Source organism: Massilia eburnea, from assembly GCF_009720745.1.
Lineage (GTDB): Bacteria > Pseudomonadota > Gammaproteobacteria > Burkholderiales > Burkholderiaceae_D > Rugamonas > Rugamonas eburnea.
This window is the reverse complement of the sequence record NZ_WNKX01000010.1, coordinates 174988-187369: the sequence shown is the minus strand read 5'-3', so window position 1 is coordinate 187369 and position 12382 is coordinate 174988. Positions and strand designations below refer to the sequence as shown.

The 12382-nt window shown below is 61.5% G+C and carries 16 protein-coding genes; 6 read left to right on the top strand and 10 right to left on the bottom strand.

The window, feature by feature from the left end:
* Positions 1-98: 98 nt before the first annotated feature.
* The gene (locus tag GM658_RS29785; RefSeq protein ID WP_371865118.1) at positions 99-323 is read left to right on the top strand and encodes an STY0301 family protein; all 225 of its coding nucleotides are present in this window, start codon (positions 99-101) and stop codon (positions 321-323) included.
* Positions 314-1009 carry a hypothetical protein gene (locus GM658_RS15430; RefSeq protein WP_155454933.1) on the top strand — a complete coding sequence of 232 codons (696 nt, stop codon included), beginning with the start codon at positions 314-316 and terminating at the stop codon, positions 1007-1009. The genes GM658_RS29785 and GM658_RS15430 overlap by 10 nt, the downstream gene beginning before the upstream one ends.
* A gap of 55 nt (positions 1010-1064) precedes the next feature.
* Here the strand turns inward: GM658_RS15430 and lipA are convergent, their stop codons facing one another.
* The 3 genes from lipA to yfcF all read right to left on the bottom strand — a co-directional run bounded on the left by lipA (position 1065) and on the right by yfcF (position 3418).
* On the bottom strand, positions 1065-2021 hold the full coding sequence (lipA, locus tag GM658_RS15425; RefSeq protein ID WP_155454932.1) for a lipoyl synthase: 957 nt from the start codon (positions 2019-2021) through the stop codon (positions 1065-1067).
* Positions 2022-2033: 12 nt separating this feature from the next.
* The gene (gene lipB, locus GM658_RS15420; RefSeq protein ID WP_155454931.1) at positions 2034-2702 is read right to left on the bottom strand and encodes a lipoyl(octanoyl) transferase LipB; all 669 of its coding nucleotides are present in this window, start codon (positions 2700-2702) and stop codon (positions 2034-2036) included.
* Positions 2703-2788: 86 nt separating this feature from the next.
* Positions 2789-3418, bottom strand: coding sequence for a glutathione transferase (yfcF, locus tag GM658_RS15415; protein WP_155454930.1), 630 nt, complete (start codon positions 3416-3418; stop codon positions 2789-2791).
* Between the two features lie 106 nt (positions 3419-3524).
* On the opposite strand from yfcF, the gene gcvA reads away from it, so the two are divergent.
* On the top strand, positions 3525-4418 hold the full coding sequence (gene gcvA, locus GM658_RS15410; RefSeq protein WP_155454929.1) for a transcriptional regulator GcvA: 894 nt from the start codon (positions 3525-3527) through the stop codon (positions 4416-4418).
* On the opposite strand, the gene GM658_RS15405 is transcribed toward gcvA, so the two are convergent.
* From GM658_RS15405 to GM658_RS15390, 4 genes are all read right to left on the bottom strand, one after another.
* Positions 4402-4677, bottom strand: a complete 276-nt coding sequence (locus GM658_RS15405) for a DUF493 family protein (protein ID WP_155454949.1) — start codon at positions 4675-4677, stop codon at positions 4402-4404. The genes gcvA and GM658_RS15405 overlap by 17 nt on opposite strands.
* 105 nt (positions 4678-4782) lie before the next feature.
* On the bottom strand, positions 4783-5553 hold the full coding sequence (locus tag GM658_RS15400) for a hypothetical protein (protein ID WP_155454928.1): 771 nt from the start codon (positions 5551-5553) through the stop codon (positions 4783-4785).
* A 45-nt stretch (positions 5554-5598) separates the two neighbouring features.
* Positions 5599-6390, bottom strand: coding sequence for a DUF2491 family protein (locus GM658_RS15395; RefSeq protein WP_155454927.1), 792 nt, complete (start codon positions 6388-6390; stop codon positions 5599-5601).
* A 3-nt stretch (positions 6391-6393) separates the two neighbouring features.
* Positions 6394-7218, bottom strand: a complete 825-nt coding sequence (locus tag GM658_RS15390) for a hypothetical protein (RefSeq protein WP_155454926.1) — start codon at positions 7216-7218, stop codon at positions 6394-6396.
* 94 nt (positions 7219-7312) lie between these two features.
* Here GM658_RS15390 and GM658_RS15385 point away from each other — a divergent pair, with 94 nt between their 5' ends.
* The gene (locus GM658_RS15385) at positions 7313-7801 is read left to right on the top strand and encodes a phage regulatory CII family protein (RefSeq protein ID WP_155454925.1); all 489 of its coding nucleotides are present in this window, start codon (positions 7313-7315) and stop codon (positions 7799-7801) included.
* 96 nt (positions 7802-7897) lie between these two features.
* Here the strand turns inward: GM658_RS15385 and GM658_RS15380 are convergent, their stop codons facing one another.
* The 3 genes from GM658_RS15380 to GM658_RS15370 form a co-directional block, all read right to left on the bottom strand.
* Positions 7898-9883, bottom strand: coding sequence for a DUF6600 domain-containing protein (locus GM658_RS15380; protein ID WP_155454924.1), 1986 nt, complete (start codon positions 9881-9883; stop codon positions 7898-7900).
* A gap of 88 nt (positions 9884-9971) precedes the next feature.
* Entirely contained in the window at positions 9972-10163 is a 192-nt protein-coding gene (locus GM658_RS15375; protein ID WP_155454923.1) for a DUF1653 domain-containing protein, read from the bottom strand.
* The gene (locus tag GM658_RS15370) at positions 10160-10801 is read right to left on the bottom strand and encodes a LysE family transporter (protein WP_155454922.1); all 642 of its coding nucleotides are present in this window, start codon (positions 10799-10801) and stop codon (positions 10160-10162) included. Before GM658_RS15370 ends, GM658_RS15375 begins: the two co-directional genes overlap by 4 nt.
* 108 nt (positions 10802-10909) lie before the next feature.
* Between GM658_RS15370 and GM658_RS15365 the strand changes: the two genes are divergently transcribed.
* Both GM658_RS15365 and yiaA read left to right on the top strand, forming a co-directional pair.
* The gene (locus GM658_RS15365; RefSeq protein ID WP_155454921.1) at positions 10910-11839 is read left to right on the top strand and encodes a DUF808 domain-containing protein; all 930 of its coding nucleotides are present in this window, start codon (positions 10910-10912) and stop codon (positions 11837-11839) included.
* Between the two features lie 46 nt (positions 11840-11885).
* Positions 11886-12293: an inner membrane protein YiaA gene (gene yiaA / locus GM658_RS15360; RefSeq protein WP_155454920.1), complete on the top strand. Its 408-nt coding sequence runs from the start codon at positions 11886-11888 to the stop codon at positions 12291-12293.
* Positions 12294-12382: the final 89 nt, after the last annotated feature.

The window sequence follows — 12382 nt, the reverse complement described above, 5'->3', positions numbered from 1 at the left end:
AGCGCGCGAATAGCCCATTATGGTCCGTGCCTCAAGAGAGGCAACGCAGTTAGAGACCGGATATACGTGAGCAGTCGCACCTGGTGTTCAAGAACGGAATGTTTGCAAACGAGGAGGAGTCCATATACGGACCAAATGCCTGGATCGACACCTACGATCTGCATGGTCAATTCCCAGACGGCAAATGGCTGCAATGCAGTTACGGAATGCTGAATGAGATCGTGCTTTCAAAGCACCTTGATGACGGCGTTACAGCATGCACGATCAGGGGAAGGAAAGGCGATAAGGCTGGACAGAACGTGTTCAGCGTTGAATGCCGCTGAACTCAAATCCGCATCTTATAATCCTTGGACTGCATAACGTTCCAGGTGTATTGATGCTTAATAGTGAGGTCAGGAGCGCGATTTTCGAGGCTGTCGCGGCAAAGGTGAAGCCTTTGGGCTACAAAAGCCACAAGAGGGACTATTCGTTTAGCCGTGAATTCGAAGGTGGATTTCATTGCATAAGCTTCGGGATCGTCGATTATGCGCCAAAAATAATCGTTACCCCCATGGTTTCCGTCCGGCTTGATTCGCTGGATGAAATCGCAAATAAATTTGATACAACGATATCGCCTGATGCGCGTTCGAGACAAACGGCCATACTCTTGCTAGCGGACTACTTTGCCGGGAGGCAGAAGAAATACAGCATCAGCACAGAAGAAGATTTGACTGAAAAAACGACTGAAATTCTGGACGTGCTCGAGAATCAAATGCTGCCCTTCATAGAGCGCTGTGCAGATATCTCGTTCGTTGAAAGTTTACTGCGTTCCGAATCGGGACCGAAACTGCACCCCAATCCACTAGGCTTGGCGCTGGCGATCATTGGAGCTGCCAGCCTTTGTCGGAGACAAGACATTGCCCAGGTTGGCGCCAAGGCCCGGATTCCACTGCAATTGCGTAATGTCAGCTGGGAATTGCCGATTTTCGACCAGACGCTTGAACATATTTTGAGCACGCAGGCTCGATAAGGCGGTACAGAACGTGTTCAGCGTCGAGTGCCGCTGAACACGTTCAGATGAGCGATTACGCCTGCTCGAGGACGTTGTGGGCCTGGACGTCGGCGTGGTACGAGGAGCGCACCATGGCGCCAACGGCGGCGTGGGCGAAGCCCATTTCGTAGGCTTTTTCTTCGAACATTTTGAACACATCAGGGTGCACGTAACGGCGCACCGGCAGGTGGCTGTTCGACGGCGCCAGGTACTGGCCGATGGTCAGCATGTCGATATTGTGCGCGCGCATGTCGCGCATCACTTCCAGGATCTCTTCGTCGGTCTCGCCCAGGCCGACCATCAGGCCGGACTTGGTCTTGACGTGCGGGTAGCGTTCCTTGAACTCTTTCAGCAGCGTCAGCGAGTGCTGGTAGTCGGCGCCTGGGCGGGCTTCCTTGTACAGGCGCGGCACGGTTTCGAGGTTGTGGTTCATCACATCCGGCAGGCCGTCAGCAAAGATGTCCAGCGCCTTTTCCAGGCGGCCGCGGAAGTCGGGCACCAGCACTTCAACCTGGGTCTTCGGCGACAGTTCCTTGGTCTTGGTGATGCACTCGACAAAGTGGCCGGCACCGCCGTCGCGCAGGTCGTCGCGGTCCACGGAGGTGATCACAACGTAGGACAGGCGCAGCTTGGCAATGGTGTTGGCCAGGTTGATCGGCTCTTGAGTGTCCAGCGGGTCCGGACGGCCGTGGCCCACGTCGCAGAACGGGCAGCGGCGGGTGCACTTGTCACCCATGATCATGAAGGTAGCAGTACCCTTGCCGAAGCATTCGCCGATGTTCGGGCAGCTCGCTTCTTCGCACACGGTCACCAGCTTGTTTTCGCGCAAGATGTCCTTGATCTCGTAGAAGCGGGAAGACTGGGATGCCGCTTTCACGCGGATCCACTCCGGCTTCTTCAGGCGTTCGGCCTGCTCGATCGGGATGATCTTGATCGGAATGCGGGAGGTCTTGTCGGCGCCTTTTTGCTTGTCGCTTGGGTTGTAAGTCATAGCTGCTTGCTTTCAAGTTAATTCAGGTTCGGCCACGTGGAGCTGATTGACCAGCTCATTGGCCAGGGCCTGCTGGACATCGGCCAGCGGGACATCCACGCCCATCGAACGCATGTCGATGGTTTCCAGGCCTGCGTAACCGCAGGGATTGATCCAGGTGAAGGGGGCCAGGTCCATGCCCACGTTCAGCGATACGCCGTGGTAGGTGCAGCCATTGCCGCGCACCTTCAAGCCGAGGGCGGCGATCTTCGCGCCTTTTTTCGGGCCGTTGGCGATATAGATACCGGGCGCACCTTCGATGCGCTCACCGGCGAGATTATACGCGGCCAGCACATTGATGATCGCTTCTTCGATCTTGTTGACGAACTGGCGGGCGTACAGCTTGCCGCCTTTCTTGTTGCGGCGCAGGTCCATCATCAGGTAAATCACGACCTGGCCGGGACCGTGGAAAGTCACTTCGCCGCCGCGGTCGGTCTGCACCACGGGAATGCTGGTCGCGCCGGCCAGCAGGTGGCCGCGGTTCGCGCCCAGGCCCAGCGTATAGACGGGCGGGTGCTCGACGATCCACAGTTCGTCGGGCGTATCTTCCTGGCGCGCGTCGGTGAAGGCGCGCATCGCTGCGAAAGTTGGCTCGTATTCGGCTTGGCCGAGATGGCGGATGACCGCCGGCTGGATAGGCATATGACTTCTGGTCGGAAAAAGCCCCGCCATTATACCTTTCCAGCCATGCCACTGCTTAATGACTGAGCAGTTTTATGCCGATTTCCTTAAGCTGGCATCAGGTTAATGTTCTTTAGCCAATCTTGCAGGGACTCCCGCTGCCATTGGTGCGCGACGTAATCCTTGAGTTTTTGCGGCACCGGGTCGCCATTCATCACCAGCCTGCTCAGCATGACTGCCAGGTCGGTATCGGCGATGCACCAGCGGCCGAACAGGTTCGGGCCTTCGATCACGCGCTCGGCCAAGTGGATCAGCTTATCCGCCGCCGCCTGGGCGGCGGGGGACAGCGGCTGTTCGGCGCGGCGGTAGAACACCGTGTAGGTGCTGCGCTCTTCCCTCAAGACGCCCAGGTCGCTGCGCACCCAAGCCTGGATCTGGCGGGCGACCGCGCGTTTCTGGGGCAGCACCGGGTAGAGGGCACGGTGTTCCGGGGCGGGAAACATCTCGTCCAGGTATTCGGTGATGGCGCTCGACTCGGTCAGCATGAAGTCGTTATGCACCAGGCAGGGCACGCGGCCGGTCAACGCCTTGCCGGTATAGGACAGTTCCTTGTTCTTGCCGGCCTCCAGGTCCACGGTCTCCATCTCGAAATCGAGGCCTTTTTCGCGCAGGGCGACGAAGGCGGAAATGGCATAGGGGCTGGTGAACTGGCTGTCCACATACAGTTTGAGGCTCATGGCGCGGGCTCCGGCTTTGGTTAGGTTTATTCACATGGTATGCCTTGCTTCATGCTTGCCAAAACGATATATTTTCTATTGCCTAGCTAATTTTTCTCACAACGATATGCGTTTGCCGAATTTGTCCGCGCTGCGCGCCTTCGAGGCGGCGGTACGCCACGAGAACTTCTCGCGGGCGGCGGCGGAGCTATGCCTGACACACGGGGCGATCAGCCACCAGGTGCGCGGACTGGAGGAAGAATTGGGCGTGCAACTGTTCGTGCGCAATGGGCGGCAGGTGACGGCGACTGCGGAAGCGCGGCACTACGCTGCGACGGTGGCGCGCTGCCTGGCGGAGCTGGCCGATGGCGCGGCCAAATTGCGTCCGCCGGAAGGTGTCCAGCGGCTGAGCGTCACCGCCATTCCTTCGTTTGCTGCGCGCTGGCTGGCGCCACGGCTGGGCCAATTCATCGAACAGCATCCGGACGTCGAGGTGATCCTGCAGGCCAGCGGGGCGTTGCAAGACCTGGTGCGGGAAGGGATCGACGTCGGCATCCGCTTCGGCCGCGGCAAGTATCCGGGGCTCGAGGTGGAGCGGCTGATCGGCGAGATCTACTATCCCGTAGTGAGTCCTCGCTATCGCGATGGACAACTGCCCGCTTGCCCACAGGACTTGGCGAAGGCGACTTTGCTGCGTTCAAACGAGCCATGGCAACCCTGGTTCCGGACTGCGGGACTTGACTTGCCGGAGCCTTCCGGCGGCGTGATGTTCGAGGATTTGTCGATGCTGATCCGCTCAGCCGTCGATGGTGACGGGGTGGCGCTGGTGCGTCATATCGTGGCGATGCAGGAAATTGCCTCGGGCCAGCTGGTGCGGCTTTTCGATATTGCCGCGCCGTGCCCGGATGATTACTACCTGGTCAGTCCGCCCGGCGCCCTGCAGAAACCGCAGGTGCGGGCGTTCCGGGAGTGGCTGAAGGCGGAGATCGCCCGCAGCCGGCTCCTTAAAGCACCATCTTGACCATCGGGTGGCCAGACAGCTCGCTGTACAGCGCATCGAGCTGCTCGCGGCTGGTGGCGCGAACGGTACAGGTCAGGCCGGTGAAGTTGCCTTTGCCGGACGGACGCGTCTCCATTTTCCCTTCATGGAAAGATGGATCGTGTTTGCACACCACTTCGAGGATAGTGGGCGCAAATGCGTCGTGGGTAGCGCCCATCACCTTGATCGGGAAGTCGCTCGGATACTCAATGAGGGACTCTTCAGGGGGGATGGTCTTCATCATGGCTGTTCCAATCGGGTAAAAAAAAAACCGGCGCGGTGCGAGTCGCGCCGGGTTCCATTTTACATCGATACCTATATGGCCCCGTCGGGCCATATTTCAAGGTCAGGCCGTGGCTGGAGCCTTGTTGGATAAACGCTGCAGGCGTTCCAGGGCCGACTCGTTGCCGTTGGCCGGGTTGGTGACCGATTTGCGGATCGCTTCGATTTCGGCTGCCTGGTCGTAAGGGCGCTGGCCGATGTCGGAGACGATCTTCATGCCTTCCGCCTCGTTGCTGATCTGCTGCGCACGCTTGGTCAGCGCGTTCAGGGCGCTGGTGTTGCCGCGCATGCCGGACAGGTTGGCCAGCTGGCTTTGGCGATCGGCGCGCACTTCCTGCAGGTCGCGCTGGGCCTTGGCCTGGGCCAGGGCTTGCATCGCTTTTTTCGCGGCGGCGTCGAAGTCGGCCAGCTGCTGCGACAGGGCGTCGACGATCTTCTGCAGTTCTTCCATGTAGGCCTGGGCGTCGGCTTCTTCCTGGATCTCCTGCGGCAAGCGGTTCTTGTTGGCTTCCAGCTCGTCGCAGAACATGTTGATCGTCGCTTCCGAAATCTGGCCGGCGGCCAGGCGTTCGGCCAGGGTGCCGGTGGCTTTTTCGTCGGTTTCGATCAGCTTGCGCAGGCGGACCACGTCGTCACGCTCCTTGTTGAAGGCGGCGCGGGCCTGGGCCAGCTTTTGCGCGGCGCTGCGCAGGGTGTCGGCCAGGCGGTCGCGGTCGGCCTCGGTCGCCGTTTCCGGGTCAAAACTGGCGATCGCTTCCGAGACGCGGTCGCCCAAGGCGCCAAAGTGCTTGGAAATCAGTCGTGCAGTCAGGGCCCAGCCATTCGAGTTGCTCATGTTGCTTCCTTTCGGGTTAAGTTCAATGTACCAATGCGGCGGTCGTTATTGGATGACCAGCCGTTCCTGCTCCACCGGAATGCCCACGACGAAATCGACGTGTATCCCGCGTTTTCTTGCGTCGCCGTTCACGCTCTGCACAATCTCAGTCGTGACCAGCAGGTATTCCTTGCTGCCGTCGCCCAGCCGGCGGGCGTAGGGCATGAAGTACAGCTCTTGCTTCAGGCCCTGCATCCCACTGGCGTCATCGATGCGGGTTTCGGTACCCGTGAAGGGCGGGACGAAACCGGCGTTCGGGTCGCCGGCATCGCGTTCGAAATCCAGCGCTTCCTGCTCGCCGAACGCGGTTGCCAGCACTTCGTTGTCGGCGCCGCTGTCTTCCAGCTGGCTGCGCCACAGGCTGAATTGCAGGTCGCCCAGGCCGCTACCGCCGCTGCCCGTGAAGGCGTCCTGGTCTTCCACCGTAGTTGGGATGAAGCGCACCAGCTGCGTGCAGTACAGGATTTCCTTCACGTCGCCGTGTTCATCGACGTACAGCTGGAGGAATTTTTCGCGGTCGTCTTCATCGCCTTTGGCCAGGTAATAGCGGTAGAGGCGGCCCGCCATCGACAGCTTGAACTGGGAAATGGCGAGAATCCGGCTGTCTTCCGCTTGCGGCAGGGCGACCAGCGAACCGTTTGCGCTGGCGCGCAGCAGCGGAGACATTTGCAGCTCCACCAGGCTGCCGATCCTGGCCTCCAGCGGCAGGGCGCGGTCTTCCTGCTGTGGCGCGTCACTGCCGATGCCACGCTGCTTGGCGCCGCTGCGCAGGTAATCGATGGCGTCTTTCCAGCCCATTCCTTAGTTCCTTTCAAACGAGTAGTTGGCGTTCTTTTTCACTGCTTGTGCCGTGGCCATCAGGCGGAAGGCTTTCCATGCCAGCCAGACCAGGCCGCCGATCAGCAGGGCTACCGCGAGCTTGGCCAAGGTGCTGGATTGGTGGGCGGCCGGCTTGGCTGCCGCCGCCTGCACCGGACTTGCACCGGCGGTGGCGATATCGTTGGCGCCCGCCGCATCCGCCATGGCGCCGGAGCTGCCCGATACGTCCGCCTGCTGGACGGCAGGCGCAGGTGCGTTCTGGACGATGACCGGCGCCGGCGCCGCGTGGCTGCCCGTTGCGCGGCCCAGCATGAAGCCGCCGATGCCCCACAGCCAGTGGCTATTGCTTTCGCGGACAATCACCGGCGCCGGGGCGCTGGTGGAGCCGCTGCCTGGCACGCTGTGCTGGGCGTAGGCGCCGCCGCCGTTATAGGCGCCACCGTTGCTGCCGCCGGGCAGTACCGGGTTCAGCGGAGGCAGAGCGCCGCCTGCTGCGGCCGTGGTGCTGGCGCCGGTACGGGCGTCATAAGTTCGCATGGCCTGGTCCTGGGCGGCCTTGCGGTCAAGGTCGCGCGACATGGCCGAATCACGTTGCGGAGCGCGTGCCGCAGCAGGAGGCTGCGACTGGCGCTGGCCAAAGCTGCCGAAGGACGGCTGCTTCGGGGTGGCAACACTGCGCGTTGGCGCGCTGCGGGCCGAGGAAAAGCCGCTGCGGTAAGAGCCGCCAGGACGGGCGTCGGCCGGGTTGGCGACTACAATTGCCACCACGATTGCCATGACGGCCGCGAAGCGATTGCGCTTGAACATGAATTTCACCGTTGTCAGGTAGTTAAACTTTGATGAAAATCAGGATATCGTTTGAACAATCTGACCGCATCGGTAAAAAAAGGCTTGCTTCACCATGACTAAGAAATACCTGGACATGAACCAACATGACGCGCTGTACAAGGTGGCGCGCACCTTCCCTGGCGGTATCGAGGCGCTTGCCCAGCAAATGGGCATTTCGGCCAATGTGCTGCGCAATAAGCTGGCGCCAACCATCGCTTCGCACTATCCCTCGTTCGAAGAGGTGTCGACCATCGTTGACTTGTGCCACAAGGCGGGCGTTTCGGAGGCTATGCTTCCTTTGCATGCCTTGCTGACGCGGCATGGCATGGCGGCGTTCATGGTTCCAATCCCGGATGAAGTGAGCAATGACGACCTGTCGCAGACGGTCTGCAAGGTGATGGCCCAGGTGGGCGCTGTGGCGGAGGCGGTGTCCGAAGCCCTGCTTGATGGCAAAGTGACCGAGGCGGAAGCCGACCTGATCGAGCGCGAATTCCATGGCGCGCTGTCCGCTTTGGGCGAGTGGCGCGAACGGATTCGTCAGCGCGCGCGGATCGGGAAATAAACTCTGCCAGCAGCGCAGGCAAGTTCGCCGTCATCCCAATAAAAAAGCCAGCCGTCGGGGGACGGCTGGCCAAAGACTACGTGCTTTGCGATTCCGTTAGCGGTTGTTGTCTTCCCGCTTGTCATTGCGCGATTCGTGGCGTTTTTCCTGCTGCTCACGGCGCTGCTGTTGCTGCTGTTGCTGCGGCTGCGATTGCTGCACTGGAGCTGCCTGAAGCTGCGGCGGTGGCGAAGCTTGCTGCTGGCGGGCTTGCGCTGCCTGCATTTGCGCGGCTTCGCGGCGGCGTTCTTCGGCCTCCATGCGACCGCCGCGGTCACGCGCCTCCATGCGTTGCTCGTTGCGTTGCTGCTGCTCCATGCGGCGCTGCTGTTCTTCACGTTGCTGCTGCTCGGCGCGCTGTTGCTGCTCGATTCGCTGCTGCTGCTCCATGCGTTGCTGCTCTGCGCGCTGCTGGTCCATCCGCTGCTGCTGTTGCTGTTGCTGCTGCTGTTGCTGCATTTGCGACGGGGCGGCCTGCAACTGCACTGGCTGCTGCTGTTGCGGAGACGTGGTGGTCATCTGGCGGCGCTGCTCGTCGCGCGCATTGCGGCCGCGCCAGGACTCACGTTCGTCGCTGTCGGTGCGGATCTGGCGTTGCGGCGCAAGCTGCAACTGCTGTGGCTGTGACTGCTGCTGCTGCGGTTGCACTTGCGGCTGGGTCTGCAGAAGCGGCTGGCGTTGCTGCTCAGCGCGGCGGTCCTGGCCACGTTCATTGCGGTCGAACCGGTCGCGATTGCCGCGTTCATCGCGGCCGTCACGGTTCCATTGCACGGGACGGTTAGGGGCCATCGTCACTTGAGGCGGCGTGGCCATTTGCGGCACGTTGCGCACATCCTGCGGCGTGACGCGCGCTACATTGTTGACTGGGATTTGGCGGCCACGGTCGAACTGATCGCGCGGCAGTGCCGTTACGCCATCGCGGCGGCCGTCACGGTCACGATCAGGGAAGCGGTCATGCCAGCGTTCATTGGTGCGGTGATTCCAGATCAGGCGGCGTTCGACATCGGCCGACACGCGGTACGCCGGCACATAGCGGTCGCGCGGGGTCAGTGGATACCAGCCCACAGCCGGCGCTGCCGGACGGCCCGAGCTGAAGCTGACGCTCCAGTTATTGCCGCCTACCCAGCCCACCAGCGCCGGCGACCACACTGGGCGGCCTACAACGCGGCCCGGCGTCCAGCACCAGCGGCCGCCCACCGTGACCCAGCGGCCGTAGTGGAACGGTGCATAACCCCATGGCGAGTTGTCGACCCAGGTCCAGCCCCAAGGCGAAACCCAGACCCAGCGGCCATCGCGGTAAGGCGCCCAGCCAACCGGCACCGCGCGCGGGAACCAGACGGTGCCATATTCGCGGTCATCGACCCAGTTGCCGTACTGGTCCAGGTCCTCGTAGCCGGTCATGTCGAGCGGAACGTAGCGGGCGGCGATCGGGCGCTCGTCGCGGCGGTCGCGGTTGCTGGCCCAGTCGTCAAAAGCGTCACGCATCGCGAGCGCGGTAAAGATTTCGTCGCCGCGCACTTCCACCCGCTTGCCGCTGCGGGCATTCAGCATATTGCCAGCGCCTTCAACGCGGGCAGTGCCGGCAAAGACGTTGACGACGGTGGTGTCGGGGGCGCGTTCGGTATCGACGCGGAAAGCGCCGGGCTCGGGCAGCGTGACACGGGCTTGCGGCGTCAGGAGTTCGAAATCATTGAGCATGCCTGGATCGCGCAGGCGCACGCTGGCGGTGCCGTAATTCAGGCGCAGGCGCAGGCGTTCATCGTCCAGCTGCTCCACCTCGATGTCCGAATCGCCATCCAGGCGAACGGCAGTGGAGCCGACGCGAAATTCCGCGCGGGCCCCGGGGGCGGTGGTCAGGTGGTTGTTGCTGGTGACCGGCCAGTTCATCAGGTTGCCGGTTTCTTCTTCACCGTCGACCAGCATGGTCACCCGGCCTTCGGTGACGGTGACCCGGCCCACCCGGGCTGGCGGGTCGGCCATGGCAACCGAAGTCACGGCAACCAGGGCTGCCAGCACCAGGAAGTGCACAATTTTGCGGCTCATTTCTCTCTCCAAGGGGAACGTTCTAAGGCGTTTTTGTTTTTATATAACGCCTGAGCCGCGGAAATGAGGACGCAAGTTACAAATAATTTCAAATGGGAGTGAAGCGCTGCACCTTCTGGCCATCTACCTCGATGATTTCAAAGAAGATTTCGCGCGGGCGGCACCAGATCGAGCCATTGGCCGCCCTGTACACGATCATGGTACTGAGGTCGGATTCCAGGGTGGCTTCGCATACCAACTCGTAAATGCCGCCCTTGTAATGCCGGAACCGGGTCGTCATGCCTGGGCCGCTCCACGTTTGACGAAGAACAGGGCGCCGCCGATAAACATCAGGAGGCCGCCGAATACCCGATTTTGCATCTTGATCGCCGATTGTTGACGGAAGAAGCGCTGCATTGACGATGCCAGGAAGGCGTAGCTGTGCATCACGACCAGGTCGATCACGCACATGGTCGCCGCCAGGATGGCCAGTTGCGGCAGCAGCGGCGCATGCTGGTTGATGAACTGCGGCAGCACAGCCACCATGAAAATGATGCCCTTGGGGTTGGTAGAGTTGGTCAGGAAGCCAATCATCACGCGCTTGCGGAAGGCCGGCAGGGCCTGGTGGGTGGCGTGCACGCCTTCGCCGGCGGCGACCTTGGCGCGCCATTGGCTGAAGCCGAGCCAGATCAGGTACAGGGCGCCCACCGTCTTCACGACGCTGAAGGCGAATTCGGAGGCGATCAGCAGGGAGCCGACGCCCGCGCCGGCGATCGCCAGCACCAGCAGCAAGCCCAGTTGCAGGCCGAAGATGGTGGCGGTGGTGCGCTTCACGCCATAAGACAGGCCATGCGACATCGACAACACGGCGCCCGAACCGGGCGACACGGCGATGATGCAGGCGGCGATGACAAAGGTGATCCAGGTGGTGAAAGTCATGACCGATTACCGACGAATAAAAGATTCATTGTAGCGTTGAAGGCCTCCGCCGGCAGCGGCGGCGTGTTAGATTGTCGATCTTGAAATTTTTCTTTGGAGTTATACGAAATGGCCGGTTCGAGCCTGCTTGCCCTGATTGACGATATTGCCTCTATCCTGGATGACGTGGCTGCCATGAGCAAAGTGGCTGCCAAGAAGACCGCAGGTGTGCTGGGCGACGACCTGGCGCTCAATGCGCAGCAGGTGGCCGGGGTGCAGGCGGACCGTGAGCTGCCCGTGGTCTGGGCGGTGGCGCGCGGTTCCCTGGTCAACAAGGCGATCCTGGTGCCGGCAGCGCTGGCCATCAGCGCCCTGGCACCGTGGGCCATTACGCCGCTGCTGATGATGGGCGGCGCTTACCTGTGCTTCGAGGGCTTCGAGAAGATCGCCCACAAGCTGCTGCATTCCCCATCCGAAGACGAGCAGCACCACAAGGAACTGGTCGATGCCAACCAGGATGTTGACCTGGTTGCAATGGAAAAGGAGAAGGTCAAGGGCGCCGTGCGCACCGACTTCATCCTGTCGGCCGAGATCATCGTGATCGCGCTGGGCACCGTGGCCGAAGCGTCCTTCATGCAGCAGGTGACCGTGCTGGTTGGTATTGCCATCGTGATGACCCTGGGTGTGTACGGCCTGGTCGGCGCTATCGTGAAGATGGACGACGCCGGCCTCTACCTGAGCAAGCGCGGCGGCGCGGGCGTGCAGGCTTTCGGCCGCATCCTGCTGAATGCGGCCCCCAAGCTGATGCGATTCCTGTCAGTGGCCGGTACCGTGGCCATGTTCATGGTCGGCGGCTCGATCCTGCTGCACGGCATTCCTGGTGCGCATGATGTGATCCACCATGCTTCCGAAGCCGCCCGCTCGGTGGGCGGTGTTGGCCCCCTGCTGGCGGCTGTCACCCCGACTGCACTGGATGCCATTGGCGGCGTGATCGCTGGCGCCATCGTGCTGGCCGCCGTGACAATCGGCAGCAAAGTGTTGAGCCTGCTCAAGCGTTAAGCAGCCGCTTGAGCGCAAACTGTCATTTTTAATAAGGAGAACCGCCATGTCGACCCATTCCCGCCCGTCCGGCGCTTTTATCGGTGCATCGTGGACTGCCCTGCTGCTGGGCGCCGCCGCCTTCCTCGTCGGCCTGTGGAATGCGCAGATGCAGTTGAATGAGAAGGGCTATTACCTGACCTTGCTGCTCTACGGCCTGTTTTCGGCCGTATCGCTGCAAAAGTCCGTGCGCGACAGGGTGGAAGGCGTCCGCGTGACCGGCATGTACTTCGGCCTGTGCTGGGTTTCCACCGCCGCGGCCATCCTGCTGCTGGCAGTCGGCCTGTGGAATGCCACGCTGGCGCCCAGCGAAAAGGGCTTTTATGCCATGTCTTTTGTGCTGAGCCTGTTCGCTGCCGTGGCAGTGCAAAAGAATGTTCGCGATACTTCGGCAATCCCCGTCGAAGTGGCTTAGCAGGCTAAGTTCGGCCAACCCGGCCAGATTTGATCTACATCATTAAAAAAGCGCGCCCAAGTCCCTAGACTTATCCCTGTGATCTTGCG

What these genes read in the sequence shown, in the direction of transcription:
- GM658_RS29785 (WP_371865118.1), top strand. Translation starts at nt 99, where the DNA reads ATGTTTGCAAACGAGGAGGAGTCCATATACGGACCAAATGCCTGGATC.
- GM658_RS15380 (WP_155454924.1), bottom strand. Translation starts at nt 9,883, where the DNA reads ATGAGCCGCAAAATTGTGCACTTCCTGGTGCTGGCAGCCCTGGTTGCC.
- gcvA (WP_155454929.1), top strand. Translation starts at nt 3,525, where the DNA reads ATGCGTTTGCCGAATTTGTCCGCGCTGCGCGCCTTCGAGGCGGCGGTA.
- GM658_RS15390 (WP_155454926.1), bottom strand. Translation starts at nt 7,218, where the DNA reads ATGTTCAAGCGCAATCGCTTCGCGGCCGTCATGGCAATCGTGGTGGCA.
- GM658_RS15430 (WP_155454933.1), top strand. Translation starts at nt 314, where the DNA reads ATGCCGCTGAACTCAAATCCGCATCTTATAATCCTTGGACTGCATAAC.
- GM658_RS15365 (WP_155454921.1), top strand. Translation starts at nt 10,910, where the DNA reads ATGGCCGGTTCGAGCCTGCTTGCCCTGATTGACGATATTGCCTCTATC.
- GM658_RS15405 (WP_155454949.1), bottom strand. Translation starts at nt 4,677, where the DNA reads ATGAAGACCATCCCCCCTGAAGAGTCCCTCATTGAGTATCCGAGCGAC.
- GM658_RS15385 (WP_155454925.1), top strand. Translation starts at nt 7,313, where the DNA reads ATGACTAAGAAATACCTGGACATGAACCAACATGACGCGCTGTACAAG.
- GM658_RS15400 (WP_155454928.1), bottom strand. Translation starts at nt 5,553, where the DNA reads ATGAGCAACTCGAATGGCTGGGCCCTGACTGCACGACTGATTTCCAAG.
- GM658_RS15395 (WP_155454927.1), bottom strand. Translation starts at nt 6,390, where the DNA reads ATGGGCTGGAAAGACGCCATCGATTACCTGCGCAGCGGCGCCAAGCAG.
- yiaA (WP_155454920.1), top strand. Translation starts at nt 11,886, where the DNA reads ATGTCGACCCATTCCCGCCCGTCCGGCGCTTTTATCGGTGCATCGTGG.
- lipB (WP_155454931.1), bottom strand. Translation starts at nt 2,702, where the DNA reads ATGCCTATCCAGCCGGCGGTCATCCGCCATCTCGGCCAAGCCGAATAC.
- yfcF (WP_155454930.1), bottom strand. Translation starts at nt 3,418, where the DNA reads ATGAGCCTCAAACTGTATGTGGACAGCCAGTTCACCAGCCCCTATGCC.
- GM658_RS15370 (WP_155454922.1), bottom strand. Translation starts at nt 10,801, where the DNA reads ATGACTTTCACCACCTGGATCACCTTTGTCATCGCCGCCTGCATCATC.
- lipA (WP_155454932.1), bottom strand. Translation starts at nt 2,021, where the DNA reads ATGACTTACAACCCAAGCGACAAGCAAAAAGGCGCCGACAAGACCTCC.
- GM658_RS15375 (WP_155454923.1), bottom strand. Translation starts at nt 10,163, where the DNA reads ATGACGACCCGGTTCCGGCATTACAAGGGCGGCATTTACGAGTTGGTA.